This is a genomic window from Kitasatospora sp. NPDC048194, from assembly GCF_043202455.1.
GTDB lineage: Bacteria > Actinomycetota > Actinomycetes > Streptomycetales > Streptomycetaceae > Kitasatospora.
Genome location: NZ_JBIDAK010000004.1, coordinates 182145 through 203322, shown reverse-complemented (window position 1 = coordinate 203322; position 21178 = coordinate 182145). Strand labels below are relative to the sequence as shown.

18 protein-coding genes, 1 pseudogene and 1 riboswitch are annotated in these 21178 nt (G+C 72.4%); of the genes and pseudogenes, 9 read left to right on the top strand and 10 right to left on the bottom strand.

Annotated features, from left to right (window positions below; genetic code table 11):
• The first annotated feature begins 33 nt into the window (after nt 1-33).
• From aceA to ACGF07_RS07865, 3 genes are all read left to right on the top strand, one after another.
• The gene (gene aceA, locus ACGF07_RS07875; RefSeq protein ID WP_392896406.1) at nt 34-1326 is read left to right on the top strand and encodes an isocitrate lyase; all 1293 of its coding nucleotides are present in this window, start codon (nt 34-36) and stop codon (nt 1324-1326) included.
• A 107-nt stretch (nt 1327-1433) separates the two neighbouring features.
• Nucleotides 1434-3047, top strand: coding sequence for a malate synthase A (aceB, locus tag ACGF07_RS07870; RefSeq protein ID WP_392896404.1), 1614 nt, complete (start codon nt 1434-1436; stop codon nt 3045-3047).
• A gap of 11 nt (nt 3048-3058) precedes the next feature.
• The gene (locus ACGF07_RS07865) at nt 3059-3925 is read left to right on the top strand and encodes a 3-hydroxybutyryl-CoA dehydrogenase (protein WP_392896402.1); all 867 of its coding nucleotides are present in this window, start codon (nt 3059-3061) and stop codon (nt 3923-3925) included.
• 225 nt (nt 3926-4150) lie between these two features.
• On the opposite strand, the gene ACGF07_RS07860 is transcribed toward ACGF07_RS07865, so the two are convergent.
• Nucleotides 4151-4906, bottom strand: a complete 756-nt coding sequence (locus tag ACGF07_RS07860; RefSeq protein ID WP_392896666.1) for an adenosylcobinamide amidohydrolase — start codon at nt 4904-4906, stop codon at nt 4151-4153.
• 535 nt (nt 4907-5441) lie between these two features.
• On the opposite strand from ACGF07_RS07860, the gene ACGF07_RS07855 reads away from it, so the two are divergent.
• From ACGF07_RS07855 to ACGF07_RS07845, 3 genes and pseudogenes are all read left to right on the top strand, one after another.
• Nucleotides 5442-6950 carry an MmgE/PrpD family protein gene (locus tag ACGF07_RS07855; RefSeq protein WP_392896401.1) on the top strand — a complete coding sequence of 503 codons (1509 nt, stop codon included), beginning with the start codon at nt 5442-5444 and terminating at the stop codon, nt 6948-6950.
• On the top strand, nt 6950-7855 hold the full coding sequence (gene prpB, locus ACGF07_RS07850) for a methylisocitrate lyase (RefSeq protein ID WP_392896399.1): 906 nt from the start codon (nt 6950-6952) through the stop codon (nt 7853-7855). Before ACGF07_RS07855 ends, prpB begins: the two co-directional genes overlap by 1 nt.
• A gap of 21 nt (nt 7856-7876) precedes the next feature.
• Nucleotides 7877-9000 (top strand): annotated as a pseudogene (locus ACGF07_RS07845) (bifunctional 2-methylcitrate synthase/citrate synthase).
• Between the two features lie 25 nt (nt 9001-9025).
• On the opposite strand, the gene ACGF07_RS07840 reads toward ACGF07_RS07845, so the two are convergent.
• The 3 genes from ACGF07_RS07840 to folP all read right to left on the bottom strand — a co-directional run bounded on the left by ACGF07_RS07840 (nt 9026) and on the right by folP (nt 11810).
• Nucleotides 9026-9247 carry a hypothetical protein gene (locus ACGF07_RS07840; RefSeq protein WP_392896396.1) on the bottom strand — a complete coding sequence of 74 codons (222 nt, stop codon included), beginning with the start codon at nt 9245-9247 and terminating at the stop codon, nt 9026-9028.
• The gene (locus tag ACGF07_RS07835) at nt 9244-10698 is read right to left on the bottom strand and encodes a short-chain fatty acyl-CoA regulator family protein (RefSeq protein WP_392896394.1); all 1455 of its coding nucleotides are present in this window, start codon (nt 10696-10698) and stop codon (nt 9244-9246) included. The genes ACGF07_RS07840 and ACGF07_RS07835 overlap by 4 nt, the downstream gene beginning before the upstream one ends.
• Before the next feature lie 218 nt (nt 10699-10916).
• The gene (gene folP, locus ACGF07_RS07830; RefSeq protein WP_392896391.1) at nt 10917-11810 is read right to left on the bottom strand and encodes a dihydropteroate synthase; all 894 of its coding nucleotides are present in this window, start codon (nt 11808-11810) and stop codon (nt 10917-10919) included.
• Between the two features lie 146 nt (nt 11811-11956).
• Here folP and metF point away from each other — a divergent pair, with 146 nt between their 5' ends.
• Nucleotides 11957-12874 (top strand): methylenetetrahydrofolate reductase [NAD(P)H], encoded by a 918-nt coding sequence (gene metF, locus ACGF07_RS07825; protein WP_392896389.1) that lies wholly within the window; start codon nt 11957-11959, stop codon nt 12872-12874.
• Nucleotides 12875-12916: 42 nt separating this feature from the next.
• On the opposite strand, the gene ACGF07_RS07820 is transcribed toward metF, so the two are convergent.
• Together ACGF07_RS07820 and metE are read right to left on the bottom strand one after the other, a co-directional pair.
• Complete coding sequence (locus ACGF07_RS07820) at nt 12917-13129, bottom strand: hypothetical protein (protein ID WP_392896388.1); 213 nt, start codon at nt 13127-13129, stop codon at nt 12917-12919.
• Between the two features lie 120 nt (nt 13130-13249).
• On the bottom strand, nt 13250-15565 hold the full coding sequence (gene metE / locus ACGF07_RS07815) for a 5-methyltetrahydropteroyltriglutamate--homocysteine S-methyltransferase (protein WP_392896386.1): 2316 nt from the start codon (nt 15563-15565) through the stop codon (nt 13250-13252).
• A gap of 159 nt (nt 15566-15724) precedes the next feature.
• Nucleotides 15725-15964: riboswitch (cobalamin riboswitch) on the bottom strand.
• Nucleotides 15965-16123: 159 nt separating this feature from the next.
• Here metE and ACGF07_RS07810 point away from each other — a divergent pair.
• Together ACGF07_RS07810 and ACGF07_RS07805 are read left to right on the top strand one after the other, a co-directional pair.
• A complete protein-coding gene (locus tag ACGF07_RS07810; RefSeq protein ID WP_392896384.1) occupies nt 16124-16753 on the top strand; it encodes a hypothetical protein in 630 nt (209 codons plus the stop codon).
• A complete protein-coding gene (locus tag ACGF07_RS07805) occupies nt 16750-17046 on the top strand; it encodes an ABC transporter substrate-binding protein (RefSeq protein ID WP_392896382.1) in 297 nt (98 codons plus the stop codon). Before ACGF07_RS07810 ends, ACGF07_RS07805 begins: the two co-directional genes overlap by 4 nt.
• 52 nt (nt 17047-17098) lie before the next feature.
• Here ACGF07_RS07805 and ACGF07_RS07800 read toward each other — a convergent pair whose 3' ends face one another.
• Genes ACGF07_RS07800 through ACGF07_RS07785 form a run of 4 tightly spaced genes read right to left on the bottom strand, consistent with a single transcriptional unit; the run spans nt 17099 to nt 21169 of the window.
• Complete coding sequence (locus tag ACGF07_RS07800; protein WP_392896380.1) at nt 17099-17416, bottom strand: hypothetical protein; 318 nt, start codon at nt 17414-17416, stop codon at nt 17099-17101.
• Nucleotides 17417-17433: 17 nt separating this feature from the next.
• Nucleotides 17434-18282 carry an ECF transporter S component gene (locus ACGF07_RS07795; protein WP_392896379.1) on the bottom strand — a complete coding sequence of 283 codons (849 nt, stop codon included), beginning with the start codon at nt 18280-18282 and terminating at the stop codon, nt 17434-17436.
• A complete protein-coding gene (locus ACGF07_RS07790) occupies nt 18279-19922 on the bottom strand; it encodes an ABC transporter ATP-binding protein (protein ID WP_392896377.1) in 1644 nt (547 codons plus the stop codon). The genes ACGF07_RS07795 and ACGF07_RS07790 overlap by 4 nt, the downstream gene beginning before the upstream one ends.
• Nucleotides 19919-21169, bottom strand: a complete 1251-nt coding sequence (locus ACGF07_RS07785; protein ID WP_392896376.1) for an energy-coupling factor transporter transmembrane component T — start codon at nt 21167-21169, stop codon at nt 19919-19921. The genes ACGF07_RS07790 and ACGF07_RS07785 overlap by 4 nt, the downstream gene beginning before the upstream one ends.
• Nucleotides 21170-21178 lie beyond the last annotated feature (9 nt).

Here is a 21178-nt window from a genome sequence, read left to right as displayed (position 1 = left end):
ACCCTTCGCAACGAGCATCCCCGGGAGCAGACCATGACCACGTCGGTTCGGCAGCAGCAGGAGCAGCAGGCGGCGCAGCTGGCCGCCCGGTGGGCCTCCGACCCCCGCTGGGCAGGGATCGAGCGCACCTACACGGCGGCCGACGTTGTGCGCCTGTCGGGCACGGTGCGCGAGGAGCACACCCTGGCCCGGCGCGGCGCCGAGCGGCTGTGGTCGCAGCTGCACGAACGGGACTACATCCACGCGCTGGGCGCCCTGACCGGTGGCCAGGCCGTGCAGATGGTGAAGGCCGGCCTGGAGGCGATCTACCTGTCCGGCTGGCAGGTCGCGGCCGATGCCAACCAGGCCGGCCAGACGTATCCGGACCAGAGCCTGTACCCGGCCAACTCGGTGCCGCAGGTGGTGCGCCGGATCAACAACGCGCTGCTGCGGGCCGACGAGATCGATGCGGCCGAGGGCAACGGCGGGCCGGACTGGCTGGTGCCGATCGTGGCGGACGCGGAGGCCGGGTTCGGCGGTCCGCTGAACGCCTTCGAGCTGACCAAGGGCATGATCGCGGCCGGCGCGGCGGGCATCCACTACGAGGACCAGCTGGCGTCCGAGAAGAAGTGCGGCCACCTCGGCGGCAAGGTGCTGGTGCCCACCGCCCAGCACGTGCGCACCCTCAACGCCGCCCGTCTGGCCGCCGACATCGCCGACGTGCCGACCCTGATCGTCGCCCGCACCGACGCGCTGGCCGCCAACCTGCTGACCACCGACGTCGACGAGCGCGACGCCCGGTTCTGCACCGGCGAGCGCACCGCCGAGGGCTTCTACCGGGTCGAGCCCGGGATGGCGCCGGTGATCTCCCGAGGCCTGGCCTTCGCGCCCTACGCGGACCTGATCTGGGTGGAGACCGGCACCCCGGACCTCGCCCAGGCCCGCGAGTTCGCCGAGGCGATCAAGGCCGAGTACCCCGACAAGATGCTGGCCTACAACTGCTCGCCGTCCTTCAACTGGAAGGCCGCGCTGGACGACGACCAGATCGCCAAGTTCCAGCGGGAGTTGGGCGCCATGGGCTACCGCTTCCAGTTCATCACGCTGGCCGGCTTCCACGCGCTCAACCACTCGATGTTCCAGCTCGCCAAGGGCTACGCCGAGCACGGCATGACGGCCTACGTCGACCTGCAGGAGGCCGAGTTCGCGGCCGTTCCGGACGGCTACACCGCCGTGAAGCACCAGCGCGAGGTCGGCACCGGCTACTTCGACCTGGTCTCCACCGCGCTCAACCCGAACGCCGAGACCCTCGCGCTCACCGGTTCCACCGAGGCCGAGCAGTTCCACTGAGCCACCCCGGGCGGCTCGTTGGGGACGAGCCGCCTCCTCCCCGCCGCCCGGGGCCTCGTTGAGGGACGAGGTCCCGGGCGCCTCACCACCGCCTCCTGGAGAACCGGATGAGCCAGCCCAGCCGCATCGAGATCCTCGGCGCACCCGAGGACCGCTTCGACGAGATCCTCACCCCCGAGGCGCTCGCCTTCCTCGCCCGCCTGCACGACCGGTTCACCGGGCGCCGCACCGAGCTACTCGCCGAACGGGACCGCCGCCGGGCCGAGCTGGCCGCCGGCGGCACCCTGGACTTCCTCCCGGAGACCCGCGCCGTCCGGGAGGACCCGTCCTGGCGGGTGGCCGGAGCGGGCCCCGGCCTGCACGACCGCCGGGTGGAGATCACCGGCCCGCCCGAGCGCCGGATGACCGTCAACGCCCTCAACTCCGGTGCGAAGGTGTGGCTCGCGGACTTCGAGGACGCCACCTCCCCCACCTGGCACAACCTGATCTCCGGGCAGCTCAACCTGCTCGACGCGATCGACCGCCGGATCGACGACACCGCCCCGGACGGCAGGCGTTACTACGTCGGGGACGACCCCGCCACCATCGTGGTCCGCCCCCGCGGCTGGCACCTGGACGAGCACCACCTGCTGATCGACGGCCGCCCGGCCGTCGGCGCCCTGGTCGACTTCGGCCTCTACCTCTTCCACTGCGGCCGGCCCCAGATCGCGGCCGGGTCCGGCGCGTACTTCTACCTCCCCAAGCTGGAGAACCACCACGAGGCACGGCTCTGGAACGAGGTCTTCACCTTCGCCCAGGTCGAGTTGGGCATCCCGCACGGCACCATCCGCGCCACCGTCCTGATCGAGACGATCACCGCTGCCTTCGAGATGGACGAGATCCTCTACGAGCTGCGCGAACACGCCGCCGGCCTCAACGCGGGCCGCTGGGACTACCTGTTCAGCCTGATCAAGAACTTCGCCCACCACGGCCCGCGCTACGTCCTGCCCGACCGCGCCACCCTCACAATGACCCAGCCGTTCATGCGGGCCTACACCGACCTGCTGGTACGCACCTGCCACCGGCGCGGCGCCCACGCCATCGGCGGCATGGCCGCCGCGATCCCGCAACGCGACCCCGCCGCCAACGAGGTCGCGCTGACCAAGGTCCGCGCCGACAAGGAGCGGGAGGCCAGCGACGGCTTCGACGGCTCCTGGGTCGCCCACCCCGGGCTGGTGGCCACCTGCCGCACCGCCTTCGACGCCGTCCTCGGCGACCGCCCCCACCAGCTCGACCGCACCCGCGAGGACGTCGAGGTCACCGCCGCCGACCTGCTCGGGGTCCAGCGGCTCACCGCCGGCCTGCCCACCGAGCAGGGCCTGCGCGCCAACGTCGCCGTCGCCCTGCGCTACCTGACGGCCTGGCTGAACGGCTCCGGCGCGGTCGCCGTCTTCGGGCTGATGGAGGACGTCGCCACCGCTGAGATCTCCCGCTGCCAGATCTGGCAGTGGCAGCACCACTGCACCCGCCTCACCGGCGGCTCGCTCGCCACCCCGGACCTGGTGCGCCGGTTGATCGACCGGGAACGCGCCACCCTGCTCACCGAAGGGTGCAACCCGGCGCTGCTGGACGACGCGGTTCGGATCCTGGAGGGCACCGCCCTCGGCACCGACCTGCCCGCCTTCCTCACCACCGACGCGTACGCCCGTCACCTCGTCCGCACCACCGCACCGGTCAGCTGAGAGGCATCCCCATGAACGACATCCGCCGCGTGGCCGTCGTCGGCGCCGGACTGATGGGCTCCGGCATCGCCGAGGTCCTCGCCCGCGCCGGGCTGGACACCGTCGTCTGCGAGCACGGCCGGGATGCCCTGCGCGCCGCCCGGGCCAGGATCGACCGCTCCCTGCACCGCGCCGTCGAGCGCGGCCGGATCAGCGAGCGGCAGCGCACCGACGCCTGGGCGCACCTGCTGTTCGCCGACGACCTCGAAGCCCTCGCCGACCGCCAGCTGGTCGTCGAGGCCGTCGTCGAGGACGAACGGGTCAAGACCGAGGTGCTCACCACCCTGGACAAGGTGCTGGTCGCCGAGGACGCCGTCCTCGCCACCAACACCTCCGCCATCCCGGTCACTCGGCTGGGCATCACGACCGGCCGGGCCTCCCACGTCCTGGGCCTGCACTTCTTCAACCCGGCACCGGTGATGCCCCTGGTCGAACTGGTCACCTCACTGCACACCGAACCCGCCGTGGTCCGCCGGGTCGAGGCCTTCGCCACCGACGTCCTCGGCAAGCGCGTCGTCCACTCCCGCGACCGGGCCGGCTTCGTCGTCAACGCCCTGCTGGTGCCCTACCTGCTCTCCGCGATCCGGATGGCCGAGGCCGGGCATGCCAGCCCCGAGGACATCGACGCCGGCATGGTCCACGGCTGCGCCCACCCCATGGGCCCGCTCGCCCTCGCCGACCTCATCGGCCTGGACACCGTCGAGGCCATCGCCCGCTCGATGTACGACGAGTACAAGGAGCCCCTGTACGCGCCCCCGCCGCTGCTCTCCCGGATGGTCGAGGCCGGCCTGCTCGGCCGCAAGAGCGGCCGCGGCTTCCACGTCCACCGGGCGGCCTGACCGAGTACGGTTCGCCCACGGCCCGGCCCTGTCGTACGGGGCCGGGCCGCCGCCGTGCCCGCGTAGGGGCGTCGCCTGGCCGCCCTCTTCCGGACGTTCGTGACCGGCCCGGAAGAGAGCGGCTTCCGCTACCTCGTGTACTCGACGAACCACGATCCCAAGGACTTCACCAGCTTGACGTGGAGCTGGGGATCCGTGCGGCGCTCAGGGTGACGAGCCACGCACTCAGGCGGTGACGCTCCCGGGCGCCAGGACGTCCTCCCGGAAGCAGTTCGGGCGGGGACGGGGGTGCGGCACCCCCGGCCCGTTCGACCGCCGCGCCCGATCGCGTTCCGCGCCGTCGAGGACGGCCCGGTGGACCGCTCGGGCCAGTCGCGCGCCCCAGACCGACCGCGGGCCGCCGAAGGGGTCGGCCACCTCACCGCCGGTCGGCGAGCGGACGGCGACGCACACGGCGTCGGACGGTGTCCCGGAGCACGAGTACCCGGCGTCCAGGAGGGCCTGCACCTTCGCCTCGGTGGCCGTTGCGAGCAGGTTCACCAGACCCGCGTCCGCCACCGGCGCGGGCACGACCGCCAGGATGTTGATCGTGCCCGGGACGTACGGGCCGGGAACCTGCGGACCGGGTGCGGCGGCCCAGGTGGGGACGCCGATGCCGGTCGTCACCAGGGCGACGGCACCGCCGTCCTCGCCCCAGGTGCAGTCGTCGACCTCCGCGGCGGTCATCAGACCGACGCCCGGGCCCCGCAGTCCTTCGGCCTCCGCCAGCCCTGCCAGGTGCCGCTCCGGGTCCATGCGGTCGTAGCCGGGCCGGACCTGGGCGTTCAGCACCCAGCGGCGTTCGCCGATACCGCCGCCCAGCACCGCACTGCTGACCATCCGCCAGCCGGGACCGGCCTTCCACACCAGCAAGTGACGACACGAGCCGTCCTCCGACCGCGCGGAGCGGAGGACGGACGGTCGCCGGATCTCGGGCACCATGCCGTTCGCTGTGATCACCTCGGAAGCAGGGATATCGGGCCGGCGCGGGGCGGCGGCGACGCTCAGTGATGATGAAGGTACCACCGTGGGGATTCGCAGTATTTGCGGTTCCGATGTGGCCGACGCCGTGAATCCGCAGCTCCACGAGGGGCACCGACCCTGGTGGACACGCGCGGCCGTCTCCACCCGTACGGCGTCCGCGGCGGCCTGCACCTCGTGGACGCGGACCGCCCAGCGCCCTGCGCGGCGGCCAGTACAGCGGCGGCCGCCGTGGCGGGTCCCGGTCCCGGGCGCTGGGCCTCCTGCGCGAGGCTGTCCTCCGCGCTCACCTCGGAACGTCGGGAAATCCGTCCCTCCAGCACCCGGCGCTCACCGGGCGAAGGGTCCGTGGGGATCCTCATGGGTCCACAGGATTCGCAGATTCACAGCTCAGCCGTGTACGGATTCCACAGATTGGCATGCTGGATCATCGGCAGTCCGGCGTGCAGGCTCGATCACACAAGCCCGGAGCCGTCCGACGCCCACGAGGAGTCCCGTGATCGAGCACCACGTCCGTGTCCACCCCAGCACCGACCGACTGCCCCGCGAGGAGCAGCTCGCCTGGAAGCTCGCCTCGGTCGCCGCCAGCACCGAGGAACTCGATCCCGAGAGCGCGGTGATGGCGGTCAACCGGGTCGTCGACAACGCCTCCGTGGCCGTCGCTTCCCTGCTGCGCCGACCGGTGGCCGTCGCCCGCGCGCAGGCCACCGCCCACCGGGCGGCCGCCCCCGGCGCGTCGGTGTTCGGCACCGGAGTGCGGGTCCCGCCGGAGTGGGCGGCCTGGGCCAACGGCACGGCCGTGCGCGAGCTGGACTTCCACGACACCTACCTCGCGGCGGACTACTCCCACCCCGGGGACAACATCCCGCCGCTGCTGGCTGTCGCCCAGCACACCGGCCGCACCGGCGCCGACCTGCTGCGCGGCATCGTCGCCGCGTACGAGGTGCACGTCGCGCTGGTGAAGGGCATCTGCCTGCACGCCCACCGGATCGACCACGTGGCGCACCTGAGTGCGGCCACCGCCTGCGGGCTCGGCGCGCTGCTGCGGCTGCCGACGGAGACGGTGTACCAGGCCGTCCAGCAGGCCGTGCACACCACCACCGCGACCAGGCAGTCCCGCAAGGGCGAGATCTCCAGCTGGAAGGCGTTCGCCCCTGCCTTCGCCGGCAAGGCGGCGATCGAGGCGGTGGACAGGGCGATGCGCGGCGAGACCTCCCCCTCGCCGATCTACGAGGGCGAGGACGGCTTCCTCGCCTGGATGCTCGACGGCCCGGAGTCCGACTACACCGTGCTGCTGCCCGAAGCCGGCGAGCCGCGGCGCGCGATCCTGGACACCTACACCAAGGAACACTCCGCCGAGTACCAGGCCCAGGCGATCATCGACCTGGCCCGGCGGCTGCGGGAGAAGGCCGGCCCGCTCACATCGGTGCGCTCGGTGGTGCTGCACACCAGCCACCACACCCACCACGTCATCGGCTCCGGGGCGAACGACCCGCAGAAGTACGACCCCACCGCCAGCCGGGAGACCCTCGACCACTCGATCCCCTACATCCTCGCCGTCGCCCTCGAGGACGGCGGCTGGCACCACGAGCGCTCCTACGCCCCCGAGCGGGCACGGCGCCCGGAGACCGTCGAACTGTGGCGGAAGATCACCACGGTCGAGGCCCCGGAGTGGACCCGCCGCTACCACGACCCCGACCCGGCGCAGCGGGCCTTCGGCGGGCGGGTGGTGATCACCCTGGACGACGGCTCGGTCGTCGAGGACGAGCTCGGCGTCGCCGACGCCCACCCGGCCGGCGCGCGCCCCTTCGACCGGCCCGCCTACGAGCGGAAGTTCCGCACCCTCACCGACGGCATCGTCACCCCCGCCGACCAGGACCGGTTCCTGGCCGCAGCGGCGGACCTCGCCGACCTGACGGCGGCCGACCTGGACGGCCTGTTCCCGGCCGTCGACACCGAGACCGTCCGCGCCTTCGACGAGACGCTGCCGAGGGGCCTGTTCTGATGCTGCACACCCGCACCACCCCCGCCCAACGCCGCCGCGCCCTGCGCGAACGCCTGGCATCCGGGCAGCTGTTGACGATGCCCGGCGCACTCAACCCGCTCTCCGCGCGGCTCATCCAGGACCTCGGCTTCGAGGCCGCCTACCTGTCCGGCGCCGTGCTCGCCGCCGATCTCGGCCTGCCCGACATCGGCCTCACCACCGCGACCGAGGTCGCCGCCCGTGCCCAGCAGACCACCCGGGCCACCGATCTGCCCATCCTGATCGACGCGGACACCGGCTTCGGCGAGCCGATGAACGCGGCCCGCACCGTGCACCTGATGGAGGACGCCGGCCTGGCCGGGCTGCACCTGGAGGACCAGGTCAACCCCAAGCGCTGCGGCCACCTCGACGGCAAGACGGTCGTCTCCCGCGAGGAGATGACCCGCCGCCTGCGGGCCGCCGTCGACGCCCGCCGTGACCCCGACTTCCTGCTGATGGCCCGCACCGACGCCCGCGCCGTTGAAGGTCTCGCCGCCGCGATCGACCGGGCCAAGGCCTACGTCGACGCCGGAGCCGACGCGATCTTTCCCGAAGCGCTCGCCGGGGTGGCCGAGTTCGAGGCCTTCCGCAAGGCCGTCGACGTCCCGCTGCTCGCCAACATGACCGAGTTCGGCAAGGGCCCGCTGCTCGACACCCGCACCCTGCAGAATCTCGGCTACGACATCGTCCTCTACCCCGTCACCCTGCTGCGCCTGGCCATGGGCGCGGTCGAGGACGGCCTGCGCACCATCGCCGCCGAAGGCACCCAGGAGTCCCTGCTGCCCCGGATGCAGACCCGCTCCCGCCTGTACGAACTCCTCGGCTACCAGGACTACGCGGCCTTCGACTCGGCCGTCTTCGACTTCACCCTCCCGCCCGGAAACTGACGACCCGGAGGCATCAGCGTCATGACCGAGATCCATCGCGGACTCGCCGGTGTCGTCGTCGACACCACGGAGATCTCCACCGTCATCCAGGAGTCCAACTCCCTGACCTACCGCGGCTACCCCGTGCAGGACCTCGCCGCCCACCGCTCCTTCGAGGAGGTCGCGTACCTGCTGTGGTACGGGGAGCTGCCCGACGACGCCCAGCTGCGCGAGTTCCGCGCCCGCGAACGCGCCCTGCGCCCGCTCGACCGCACCACCGCCGAAGTCCTGGCGAAGCTGCCGGAGACCTGCCACCCGATGGACGTGCTCCGTACCGCCGTGAGCTTCTTCGGGGCGGAGGACCCGACCGAGGACGACGGCCGACCCGCTCCCAACCTCGCCAAATCGCTCACCCTGCTCGCGAAACTGCCCACCGTCGTCGCCGCCGACCAGCGCCGCCGCCGTGGCCTCGCCCCCATCGCACCGGACCCGGACCTCGGCTACGCCGAGAACTTCTTCCACATGTGCTTCGGCACCGTGCCCGCCCCCGAGGTGGTGCGCTGCTTCGAGATCCCCTGGTGCTGTACGCCGAACACAGCTTCAACGCCTCCACCTTCACCGCCCGGGTGGTCACCTCCACGCTCTCCGACCTCTACAGCGCCGTCACCGCGGCGATCGGCGCGCTCAAGGGCCCGTTGCACGGCGGCGCCAACGAGGCCGTGATGCACATGCTGGACGAGATCGGCGATCCGGCCCGCGCCGCCGACTGGCTCGACGAGGCGCTCGCCGCCAAGCGCAAGATCATGGGGTTCGGGCACCGCGTCTACAAGCACGGCGACTCCCGCGTTCCGATCATGCAGGCCGCCCTGGACGACCTGATCGCCCGCAGCGCCGACCCGGAGACCGCCCGCCTGGCCGCCCTGCACACCGCCCTGCGCCGGGCGATGCTCGAACGCAAGGGCATCCACCCCAACCTGGACTACCCGGCTGGCCTCGCCTACCACCTGATGGGCTTCGACACCCCGGTCTTCACCCCGCTGTTCGTGATGAGCCGCATCACTGGCTGGACCGCCCACATCACCGAACAGCTCGCCCACAACGCCCTGATCCGCCCGCTCGCCTCCTACGACGGCCCGGGCCAGCGGCCGGTGCCGGCCACCGTGTAGGTGACCGGCCGGGAAAGCCTCCGGGTCAGGAAGAGACAGCACAGGCCGCGTTGACGGCCGGTGTCTGCTCCTCCTCCTGACCGGGCCGCATCACCTGCACGTTCGCGAGCAGCGCCTCGACCAGCTCGTCCAGGTCGAGGCGCTTCTCCACGGCCTTCAGGTGGCCGATCCGGGCCCCGGTGCTGACCTGTTCCACGAAACGCTTGGTGTTCTCCGAGACGCTGCAGAAGTGCACGAGTCGGCTCACTCGTCCACTGCCTCCGTGACCTCGCCGAGGACGGGGTACGGGACGTGACCGCGGCGGTCGGGGTCGACCAGCAGGCGCCCGCCCGCCGGGGGCCGCGCGCGCTGGGCGCAGTCGCGTCGTTCACAGATGCGGCAGCCCAGCCCGATCGGTGCGGCGGCCCCGGGGGCGTTGAGCGCGATGCTCTCCGCGTACACGAGGCGGTGGGCGTGGCGCAGTTCGCACCCGAGGGCGACGGCGAACTCGCTGCGTGGCGTGCGGTGGCCGTAGCCGCCGTGGGTGACGGTGCCTGCGATCCAGAAGTAGCGCTTGCCGTCGGGCATCTCGGCGACCTGGGTGAGGATCCGGCCGGGGGAGGAGAAGGCCTCGTAGACCGTCCAGAGCGGGCAGGTGCCGCCGAGGCGGGAGAAGTGGAAGTCGGTCGCGGACTGGCGCTTGGAGATGTTGCCGGCCCGGTCTGCGCGCAGGAAGGAGAACGGCACGCCTCGGCGGCCGGGGCGCTGGAGGGTGCTGAGCCGGTGGCAGACCGTCTCGAACCCGACTCCGAACCGGGCCTGGAGCAGTTCGATGTCGTAACGCAGTTCCCCGGCCGCCGCATGGAAGGTGGTGTAGGGCATGAGCAGGGCGCCGGCGAAGTAGTTGGCCAGGCCGATCCGGGCCAGGTCGGCGGACTGGGGCGAGGTGAGGTCGGGTTCGGCCGCCGCGACCAGTGTGTCGATCAGCGGCCGGTGCTCCAGCAGCGCCAGTTGGGTAGCGAGTTGGAAGGCGCGGCGGCCGTCGGTCAGCCACGGCGAGAGCTGGAGGGTGCCGGTCGCCGGGTCGTAGCGTCGCAGGTCCGCGGCCTTCGGGTGGCCGGCCTCGACCACCCGTACGCCGTGCCGGTCGGCGAGGCGGGCGGCCAGCGCTGCGGCGGTGCGCCCGGCGGTCGTCGTCGCCAGCGATGTCGCGGTCTCTTCCGCGGCCTCGTCCAGGGCGGCGATGTGGTTGTGATGGGCGTAGAAGAAGTCCCGGACCTCGTCGTGGGGTTCGGCCGCCCGGATGCCTGCCCCGGTGCCGGGCTCGTCCAGGTCCGCGACGCGCGCGAGCGCCTCCCGGTAGCTGCGGTGGAGTGCGACCAAGGCCCGCGCGACCTCCGGGTGGTCCCGGCTCACCTCCGCGATCGCCCCGGGCGGGACCGCGTCTCCGCATGCCTCGTCCGCGAGAGCCGTGCGCAGGTCGGTACCCAGCCGTTCCTCGTCGGCCTCGGAGAAGAACTCGGGTTCGACGCCGAACACTTCGGAGATCCGCAGCAGCACGGCGGCGGTCAGCGGGCGCTGGCTGTGCTCGATCTGGTTGAGGTAGCTGGTCGAGATGCCCAGCTCCTGCGCCAGCTCGACCTGGTTCATGCCGTGCTCGCGGCGCAGCCGGCGCAGCTTGGCGTGGGCGTAGATCTTCCGCCCGACCGGACGTGCCATGGCGCCTACCGATCCTTTCCCTGCCCGTCTTTGCGAAGGTACCACTGCCTCGGGTTCGCAGAGTTCGCAAGAACCGGCACTCCCGCTGCGAGTAATCCGCAGGCGAGGGGGAATCGGCGGCGCGACGGGTCGATGTCGGCAAGGGACCGGCGGTCGCCCTTGGAGATCGCCCGGCTGCGCGCGGAGACCCGGGCAGGCCCGGGCCGGACCACGGACACCTACCTGCTGCGGTGCAGAGCCCACCGACCGGCTGCCGGCCGGTGAGCCCGCAGGGCCGCCTCGACCCGCACGGCGTCCGCGGTGGCCCGCACCTCGTGCACCCGCACCGCCCAGGCTCCTTGGGCGGCGGCAAGGACGGCAGCCGCCGCAGTCGCGTGGTCCCGTTCCCGGGCCGGGCGGGGCTCTCCGGTGGCCGGGTCTGCGAGGAGTTCGCCGAGGAAGCGCTTGCGTGACGGCCCCAGCAGAATTGGTCGTTCCAGAGTGTGCCAGGCGTCCAGGGCGGCGAGCAGCGCCCAGTCGTCCCGGCGGCCCTTGGCGAAGCCGAGGCCGGGGTCGACGATCACCTGGGTCGGGTCGACACCGGCCGACACCACGGCGTCCATCTGGCGTTCCACCTCCGCGGCCACCTCGGCCACGACGTCCTCGTATTCGGCCAGTTCGTCCATCGCATCGGACTGTCCCCGCCAGTGCATGACGACGAAGGGCACGCCGGACCTTGCGACGGTCTTCGCCATCCGGTCGTCGGCCCGGCCTCCGCTGACGTCGTTGACGATCCGCGCGCCCGCATCCACCGCGGCCTCTGCCACCTCGGCCCGCATCGTGTCGATGCTCACCAGGACACCTTCGCGGGCGAGGCCCCGCACAACCGGCAGGACCCGGGCGAGCTCTTCGTCGGCCGACACCCGACGGGCACCCGGGCGGGTCGACTCTCCGCCCACGTCCACAACGTCGGCGCCCTGGGTGGCCAGCGCCAGACCGTGCTCCACCGCCCGGCCCGGGTCCAGCCAGCTACCGCCGTCCGAGAACGAGTCGGGCGTGACGTTGAGAATTCCCATCACCGCGCAGCGGCCCCAGGCGGGAAGTCCGGGAAGGGTGTTCGACTGTCTTTCCATGCCCCCATTGTGCAACGCCCGGAGCCTCTCAGGGTCCACTTCGCCGGTATCGTATCCGGACACCGATGGACACCTTGTCGGACAATTCCGTATCACTCCATGGACGATACAGATGACCGATGCGCCCATCCGTATACTCTCTCGGCATGACACTCGGAACTCCTTCCACCCGTAGCGATCGGGCGGCGTCCGTGCGCGATCTTCTTGCCACCGGGAAGCGTTCCTATTCGTTCGAGTTCATGCCGCCACGCAGCGCCGCAGCGGAGGCCGGACTGTGGAATGCGATCCGCCGCCTCGAGGCACTGTCCCCGACCTTCGTCTCGGTGACCTACGGGGCAGGCGGGTCGACCCGGGAGCGGACCGTGAAAGTCACCGGCCGTATCGCCCAGGAGACGACCCTCACGCCCACGGCCCACCTGACCGCCGTCGACCACAGCGTCGCCGAACTCAGGAACATCCTCGGCCACTACGCCGACCAGGGCGTTCGCAACATTCTGGCGCTGCGCGGCGACCCGCCAGGCGACCCGCTCGGCCCGTGGGTCCGCCACCCGGACGGCGTCGAGTACGCCGCCGACCTGGTGCGGCTGATCAAGGAGTCCGGAGACTTCTGCGTCGGCGTCGCGGCCTTCCCCGAAATGCACCCGAGGTCACCGGACTGGGACTCGGAGATCCGCCATTTCCTCACCAAGTGGCAGGCGGGCGCGGATTACGCGATCACCCAGATGTTCTTCGACGTGGACAGCTACCTCAGATTCCGTGACCTTCTCCAGGGTGCTGGGTGTGACATTCCGGTGATCCCGGAAATCATGCCGGTGACCACCATCCGGTCACTTCATCGCATTCCCGCGCTCAGCACGGCTGCCATTCCGCCGGACTTCTCGGAGCGTATGTTTGGCCTGCAGGAAGACCCGGCGGCGGTCCGTTCCGCCGGAATCGATCACGCAACCGCCATGTGTAGCCGTTTGCTTTCCGAGGGCGCGCCGGGGCTGCATTTCATGACCATGAACTTCTCCACGGTGACGACGGAGATCTACCAGAACCTCGGCCTGTCTGCGGCCGGCTGATCCCGTTGCGCATGCCGGTTCCGCCCTCAGCTCCGCTCGTGGTCACACGGTGTCGTCACCGGTCGGTGCCATGTTGTCCGATGCCGCCAGTCTGGCCAGGGCCTCGGTCAGCGCATGCTGCAGCGCGCGCAGCCGTGCGTTGCTCGCGCCGACCTGCCGCCGGGTGGCCAGCAGGCTCTCGTACTCCCGTTCCGAGAGGACGACCAGAGCCTCTCCGTTGATACGGACACGGCGCGGCGCTGGCCTCTTGCTCATGTGCGACCCCCATTCCTCGCGGCGACAACTCGCCTCCCAGGACCATCCGTGAGGCAATGGCAGGCCGCCAGGGCGGGCACGGCACTCCTGCCGTGCCCGCCCCTGGGCTCACGTCGGCGGTCAGCCGGCGAGTTCCTCGCGCAGGTGGCGGGCGGCGGCGACCAGGCTGTCCAGGGAGGCGCGGGTCTCCGGCCAGCCGCGGGTCTTCAGGCCGCAGTCGGGGTTGACCCAGAGCCGCTCGGCCGGGATCGCCGCGAGGCCGGCCCGCAGCAGCGAGACGGCCTCCTCGGTGCTCGGGACGCGCGGGGAGTGGATGTCCCAGACGCCGGGGCCGACCTCGCGCGGGTAGCCGGCCGCGGCGAGTTCTCCGGCGACCTCCATGTGGGAGCGGGTGGCCTCCAGGGAGATGACGTCCGCGTCGAGTTCGTCGATCGCCGTCATGATCGCGCCGAACTCGGCGTAGCACATGTGGGTGTGGATCTGGGTGTCCGCGCGGACGCCCGAGGTGGCGAGGCGGAAGGCCTCGGTGGCCCAGGCCAGGTAGGCCGGGCGGGCGGCGGCCCGCAGCGGGAGGGTCTCGCGAAGCGCCGGCTCGTCGACCTGGACGACGGCCGCGCCGGCGGCCTCCAGGTCGGTGACCTCGTCGCGCAGGGCGAGAGCGACCTGGCGGGCGGTGTCGGCGAGCGGCTGGTCGTCGCGGACGAAGGACCAGGCGAGCATGGTGACCGGGCCGGTGAGCATGCCCTTGACCGGGCGGTCCGTCAAACCCTGCGCGTAGCCGAACCAATCGACGGTCATCGGGTGCGGGCGGGAGATGTCCCCGGCGAGGACCGGCGGGCGCACGTACCGGGTGCCGTAGGACTGCACCCAGCCGTGCCGGGTGGCGAGGTAGCCGGTGAGCTGCTCGGCGAAGTACTGGACCATGTCGTTGCGCTCGGGCTCGCCGTGGACGAGGACGTCGAGGCCGGCCTTCTCCTGGTAGGCGATGACCTCGCGGACCTCGGCCTCCATCCGCTCCCGGTACGCGGCCGCGTCGATCCGGCCCGCCGTCAGGTCGGCCCGGGCGACACGCAGCTCGATGGTCTGCGGGAAGGAGCCGATGGTGGTGGTCGGCAGCAGCGGCAGGGCGAGGCGGGCGCGCTGTGCCTCGGCCCGCACCGAATAGGGCTGGGAGCGGCGGGTGTCCGCCCCGGTGACGGCGGCGACCCGGGCGCGCACGGCCGGGTCGCGGGTGATCGGCGAGGTGGCGCGGGAGCCCAGGTCGGCGCGGTTGGCGGCGAGTTCGGCGGTGATCGCGCCGGTGCCCTCGCGCAGGCCGCGGGCGAGCAGCGCCGCCTCGGCGGCCTTCTGCTTGGCGAACGCGAGCCAGCGGGCGATCTGCGGGTCGATGTCGCGTTCGAGCGTGGCGTCGATCGGCACGTGCAGCAGCGAGCAGGACGGCGCGACGTCGACCCGGTCGGCCAGGCCGAGCAGGGTCGCCAGGGTGGCCAGCGACTTCTCCAGGTCGTTGATCCAGATGTTGCGCCCGTCGATCACCCCGGCCACCAGCCGCTTGCCGGGCAGCCCGCCCACGGCGGCCAGGTCGTCGAGGTTGCCGGCGGCCGGTCCGGTGAAGTCCAGCGCCAGGCCCTCGACGGGGGCCTTGGCGAGGACGGGCAGGGCCTCGCCGAGGCGTTCGAAGTAGCTCGCGACCAGCAGCTTCGGCCGGTCGGCGAGGGCGCCGAGGTCCCGGTAGGCGCGGGCGGCGGCGTTCAACTCGGCCGGGGAGCGGTCCTGGACGAGGGCGGGCTCGTCCAGCTGGACCCAGCCGGCGCCGGCGGCCTTCAGTTCGGCCAGCAGCTGCGCGTAGACGGGCAGCAGCCGGTCCAGCAGGGTCAGCGGCTGGAAGTCCTCGGCGACGCCGGGGGCGGGCTTGGCGAGCAGCAGGTAGGTGATCGGCCCGACCAGGACCGGCCGGGCGTCGTGGCCGAGGGCGAGCGCCTCGGTCAGCTCGCCGACGGCCTTGGCCGGGTTCGCGGCGAAGGCCGTGTCGGGGCCCAACTCGGGCACGAGGTAGTGGTAGTTGGTATCGAACCACTTGGTCATCTCCAGTGGCGCGACGTCCTGGGTGCCGCGCGCCATGGCGAAATAGCCGTCCAGCGGGTCGGCCTCGACCGCCTTGCGGTGGCGGGCCGGGATAGCGCCGACTGCCACTGTGGTGTCCAGCACGTGGTCGTAGAGCGAGAAGTCACCGGTGGGGACCTCGTCGATACCGGAGTCGGCGAGCTGCTGCCAGTTCCCGCGGCGCAGGTCGGCGGCCGTGGCCAGCAGTGCCTCGGCGGTGACCGTGTCCTTCCAGTAGCCCTCGATCGCCTTCTTCAGCTCCCGGCCCCGCCCCTGGCGGGGGTAGCCGTACGCGGTGGCGAGGGTTGCCGCGGCTGCGGACTTCGTAGTCAAGGGACTCTCCTTCGCGAGTCTGTCTCCTCAAGAACCCGGAGACGGACGAAGGCGCGAAGGGATGACGAAACCGGGCGGTGGCCACCGTGCATTGCGGGCCGGATCCGCCTGGTATGGTCGCCGACCCGCCCTCGAGGTCACCGGATTGCCGCGCGCGAACGGTCGCGCACGGGCAGTGGCAGGTCTTCGGACTCGCGGGCGCGCCCGTCCTGGTTCCAGGGCGGACACCTACTGGCCGTCGCTTCCCAGACCCGTCCCGGGTCCAGTGCGTATGACGGCGGTCGTTCCCACTCACCGCTGCGGGGCAGTCCCGGACTGGCCAGTTGAAAGGCGTCACCGGGTTCCCTCTTACGACGCCCCGCCTGGAGGACGGGGCGAACCAGCTGCACGACCAGCCTAGAGGAAGAACCTTGGGTTCTGACTGAAGAACCGCTCTACCGCCCGGATACTGAGACGTCGTTTGAAGCCGTCGTGCCCTTGCGAGCCCAAGCCCGTCCGATCGCCGACGGACCCCGGTCGTACGGTTCACTTTCCGGACGCCGAGACTAGGCTCGAAGGATGCGGATCGTCTCCCTGCTTCCCGCCGCCACGGACATTGTTGCCGCGCTCGGTCTCAGTGAGTTCCTGGTCGGCCGGACCCATGAGTGTGATTGGCCGCCGGCGGCTGTTGCCGGAGTCCCCGTGGTGACGGCGCGTGAGTTCGACGCCGACCGGCTCACCAGCCGGGAGATTTCTGAGGCTGTCGGCGGTGCGGCCCACCAGGGGTCGTCGCTCTACACCCTCGACGTGGAGCTGATGGCCACCCTCGCCCCCGACATCGTCCTCACCCAGGACCTGTGCGAGGTGTGTGCCGTGTCCTACAGCGGTGCGACCGAGGCGGTACGGGTTCTGGACGGCGGTCCGCGCGTGTTGAGCCTGGAGCCCCGGACGCTGCCCGAGGTCATCGCATGTCTGGAACACGTAGGACGGGAGCTGGGAGTCGCCGTCACCGCGTCACGGGCCGCCGCGGAGCTGCGATCGCGGCTGGCCCGGGTGTCGGCGGCCGTGCAGGGTCTGCCCCGTCCACGGGTGGTCGCGGTGGAATGGCTCGACCCTCTCTGGCCGGCCGGCCACTGGGTGCCCGAGCAGATCGACCTGGCGGGCGGCAGCCGCTTCTCGCGAAGGCGGGCCAGCACACCGAGCCGATGACCTGGGACGAGGTGCTCGCCGCCCGGCCCGACGTCCTGCTGCTCCTGCCCTGCGGCTTCCCACCGGCGCGCACCGAGCGGGAACTCCCATTGATCACCGGCCTGCCGGGCTGGGACGAGGTCCCCGCCGTCCGCAACGACCGGGTATGGGTCCTCGACGGCCCGTCCTACTTCAATCGTCCCGGCCCCAGGGTCGTGCGCGGCGCCGAGGTCCTGGCCCACGTTCTCCACGGTGTGCGCGCGGGTGAGCCGGTGACGTTCGAGGAGGCCCGCCCCCTGGCCGGACCGGGGTAGCCGCCGTGTCGGCCGGTCACCGGCAGCGACGCCCGCGTCCGCGTGGCAGCTGTCAGGGCTGCTTCTCGAAGTCCGGGGTGCGCGGCAAGGTCGCGCGGATGTCCGCGAGGAGGTCGGCGATCCCGCGCCCGTCGGCCAGGTGGCCGCCCGCCGCCTCGGCCTGGTCGGCGGGCAGGTGGGCCAGCACCCGCTCGGCCTCGCCGAGCAGGTGCTGGCTGCGTCGCAGGTCGAGGCGCATTCTCGCGACGTGTGCCTGTGCCCCGCCCAGCTGACGGCGGGCCGACTCCAGTCCGGCGTGCTGGCCGGGGGTGAGGAGGACGACGTCGACGCCGTTCACCGTGGTCGTCGTGGGCTTCTCGCGTTTGGGCACGTGGATGGCCTTTCGGTTCAGGTGGACGCCGTTTCGGTGTGTCGTACGGCGGTTCCCGGGTCCGTCGGCGTTCCGGGCGGGTCCGGGGTCTCGAAGCGCACGGTAGGTTCGAAGTTGGCGCGGCGGGCGGCGCGACGGAAGACGGTGAGCACGGCCGGCCCGACGACGAGCACGGCGGTGAAGGTGGTCACGGCGCGGCCGGTGTCCCAGCCCAGCGAGGTGGCCAGGTCGAAGAGCAGGTAGCGGTGCCACTGTTCGGTGAAGGGCAGGCCGGGCAGGTAGGCGATCGAGCTGTTCGGGTCGGTGGAGAACGGCCAGAAGGAGAGGTTGAGCAGGAAGCCGAACAGGTAGCCGGAGAAGGCCCCGTAGACGGCCAGCATCGGCACTTCCCAGCGGCGGCGGGCCTTGGGCAGCAGTCCGGCGAGCAGACCGACGAAGGCGCAGCCGAACATCTGGTAGGGCATCCAGGGGCCGACGCCGCCGGTGAGCAGGGCGGAGGCGAAGAGTGAGGTGCAGCCGAGGGTGAAGCCGAAGCCGGGGCCGAAGATCCGGCCGGCCAGGACGAGGATGAAGAAGACGGTCTCCACACCCGCGGTTCCGGCGCCGAGCGGGCGCAGTCCGGCGTTGACGGCGGAGAGGACGCCGAGCATGGCGAGGGCCTTGGCGTCGATGCCTCCGGCGGAGATCTCGGCGATGACGACGGTGAGCACCAGGACGAGCAGGGCGCCGAAGATCAGCGGCGGGGCGTAGTTGGAGCCGAACTTGCCGGGGGCGACGACGAACGGCCAGGTGAAGGCGACGAGGCCGATGAAGGCGGCCAGGGCGACGACGACGCGGGCCCGGGCCGGGATCCGGACGGCGGTCACCGCGCGGCCCCCGCGGGCGCGATGGCCTGGGCGACCTGCCGGGTGGTCAGGTAGGCCAGGGGCGCCAGGATCTTGGCGGTCTGCGGGGCGAAGGTGGGCGAGGCGACGATGACCCCGGCGGTGGGGCCGTCGGCGACGACCTCCCCCTCGGCCATCACCACGACGCGGTCGGCGGCGGAGGCGACGAACTCGACGTCGTGGGTGGAGACCACCACGGTCCGGCCTTCGGTGGCGAGGGCGTCGACGATGCCGATGAGCGCTTCCTTGGCCTGGTAGTCGAGCCCGCGGGTGGGCTCGTCCAGCAGTACGACCCTTGGTGCGGCGGCGAGTTGGATGGCCAGGACGAGCGCCAGCTTCTGCCCTTCGGAGAGGTCCCGGGGGTGGGTGTCGTCCGGGATCCCGGGGGCGAGGCGGTCCAGGATCTGCCGTGCGGTCGGGCCGCCGACCCGGTCGGCTTCGACATCGCTCTGGGCGAGTTCCTGTGCGACCGTCTCCAGGTAGAGCAGGTCGGTGGGGGTCTGCGGGACGAGTCCGACCAGTTGCCGGGCCCGGGCGGCCGGGAGGCGCTTGGGGTCCTCGGCCTTCCCTTCCCCGGCGCCGGTGACCTTGACGCTGCCGCCCTGGCGCGGGCCGGAGCCCTGCAGGGCCCACAGCAGCGAGGACTTCCCGGAGCCGTTGCGGCCCATCAGCGCGGTCACCTCTCCGGCGCGCAGTGACAGGTCGACGTCCCGGACGGCGGCCACCGGCCCGTAGCGGACGACCACGCCCCGGGCGTCCAGCACCGGCTCCCCTGCCACCGCTGCCCGGCGCGGCGGAGGAACCGGTGCGTCGGTGAGCCGCTGCCGCAGCGGCGCGGCGGCGCGGCGGGCGTCCCGGACGGAGAGCGGCAGCGGCTGCCAGCCGGCCAGGCGGCCGAGGCCGACGACGGGCGGCGCGATCGCGGTGGTCCGGAAGACCTCAGCGGGCGGGCCGTGCACGACGGTGCCGTCGCCGGGCAGGTAGGCGACCCGGTCGGCGTACTGGACGACGCGTTCCAGGCGGTGTTCGGCGAGCAGGACGGTCACGCCGAGGTCGTGGACGAGCCGGGTGATCGCGGCGAGCACCTCCTCGGCGGCGGTCGGGTCGAGCGCGGAGGTCGGTTCGTCCAGGACCAGGACGCGCGGGTGCGCGGTGAGTACGGAGCCGATGGCGACGCGCTGCTGCTGGCCGCCGGAGAGCTCGTGCAGGGCGCGGTGGCGCAGGTCTGCCAGGCCGAGCAGGTCGAGGGTCTCCTCGACGCGTTTGCGCATGACCTCCGGCGGGATCGCCAACTGCTCCATGACGTAGGCGAGTTCCTCCTCCACCGTGTCGGTGGTGAAGCCGGCCAGTGGGTCCTGGCCCACCACGCCGACCGCGTCGGCGAGTTCGCGCGGCGGGTGGTGGGCGGTGTCGCGGCCGTCCACTGTGACCCGGCCGCGCAGGGTGCCGCCGGTGAAGTGCGGCACGAGGCCGTTGACGGCGCCGAGCAGGGTGGACTTGCCGGCGCCGGTGCGGCCGACCACGAGGCAGAGCTCGCCCTCCGGTATGTGCAGGTCGACGTCGCGCAGGACGGGCGTGGTCTCGCCGTCGTACACCACGCTGACCTGGTCGAATCGGATCACGTGCTCACCTCTGAGGTCGAACGGGCGGTGCGGGTGCTGCCGGTGTCGCCGGTCCCAAGGGGGTCGTCGGTCCTGCGGGGGTCGCTGGCGGGCTCGGGTGTCCGGCCGGGCGGCGGCGAGACCACCCCGGCGGCGCCCGCCAGCAGCAGGGCGACCACCGGGACGAGCGGCAGCGTCGGCCAGGTCGGCGGGTACAGCGAGGGGTTGAGATCGGTGGCGTCGTAGCCGACGGTGGCGAACAGCAGGACGGCGGCGGTCACGCCGCAGCCGGCCACACCCCATTCGGCGGCCCGCCAGCGGTCCGGCCGGTAGGCGGTGCGTCGCACGCGACGCCCGCCGAGCAGCAGGCCCGCCACGCACAGCACGGCGCCCACCACGAAGGCGGGCAGGCCGAGCGCGGCGGGGGCCGTGCCGTCCAGCAGCCCGTACACCCCGGCGCACAGGCCGCACATACCGAGCAGCATCAGCGCGCCGGTGAGCCGGCGGGAGCGGCGCGAGGTGGTGCCGGAGCGTCCGTAGCCGCGCGAGTCCATCGCGGCCGCCAGGGCGAGCGAGCGTTCCAGCGCGTCCTCCAGGACCGGCACGACGATGCCGCGCAACGCGCGCACACCCGTGCGCTGCCCGGCGCGCAACCGCCGTGCCCGGGAGACGCGTTGGACGCTCTGCACCAGCTGGGGCGCGACGCTCAGCGCCACCGTGACGGCGACGCCCAGCTCGTACAGCGCCCCGGGCAGCACGCGCAGCGCCCGCTTGGGGTTGGCCAGGGTGTTGGCGGCGCCGATGCAGCAGATCAGGCAGGCCAGGCGCAGCCCGTCGAAGGCCGCGGAGAGCGTCGCCTCCAGCGAGACCGGGCCGCCGATCCGGATGCCCGCGTACCAGGCCGGGGTGGGGATGTGCGGCAGCGAGAAGAGCAGGTGGTCGCTCGGGGTGATGCCGGTGGCGAAGACGCACCGGAATCCCACCCGGATCGCCACCACGGTGAGCGCCACCCACAGGTAGTAGGTGAACCCGCGCGCCCACGGGGCCTCGCTGCGGCGGGCGGTGACCACGTAGCCGAGCACGGCGAGGACGAGCAGGAGCAGCAGCGGGTTGGTGGTGCGGCTGGCCGCCGTCGCCAGGGCCAGCGCCCAGGTCCACCATGCCAGCGGGTGGAGGTTCCGCGGGACGCGCCGGCCCCCCGCGCCGCGCCCGGGGGCGACGGACGGGGAACCGGCGGACGGGAAACCGGCGGAGCGCTTGTCGGGCATGGTCACCGG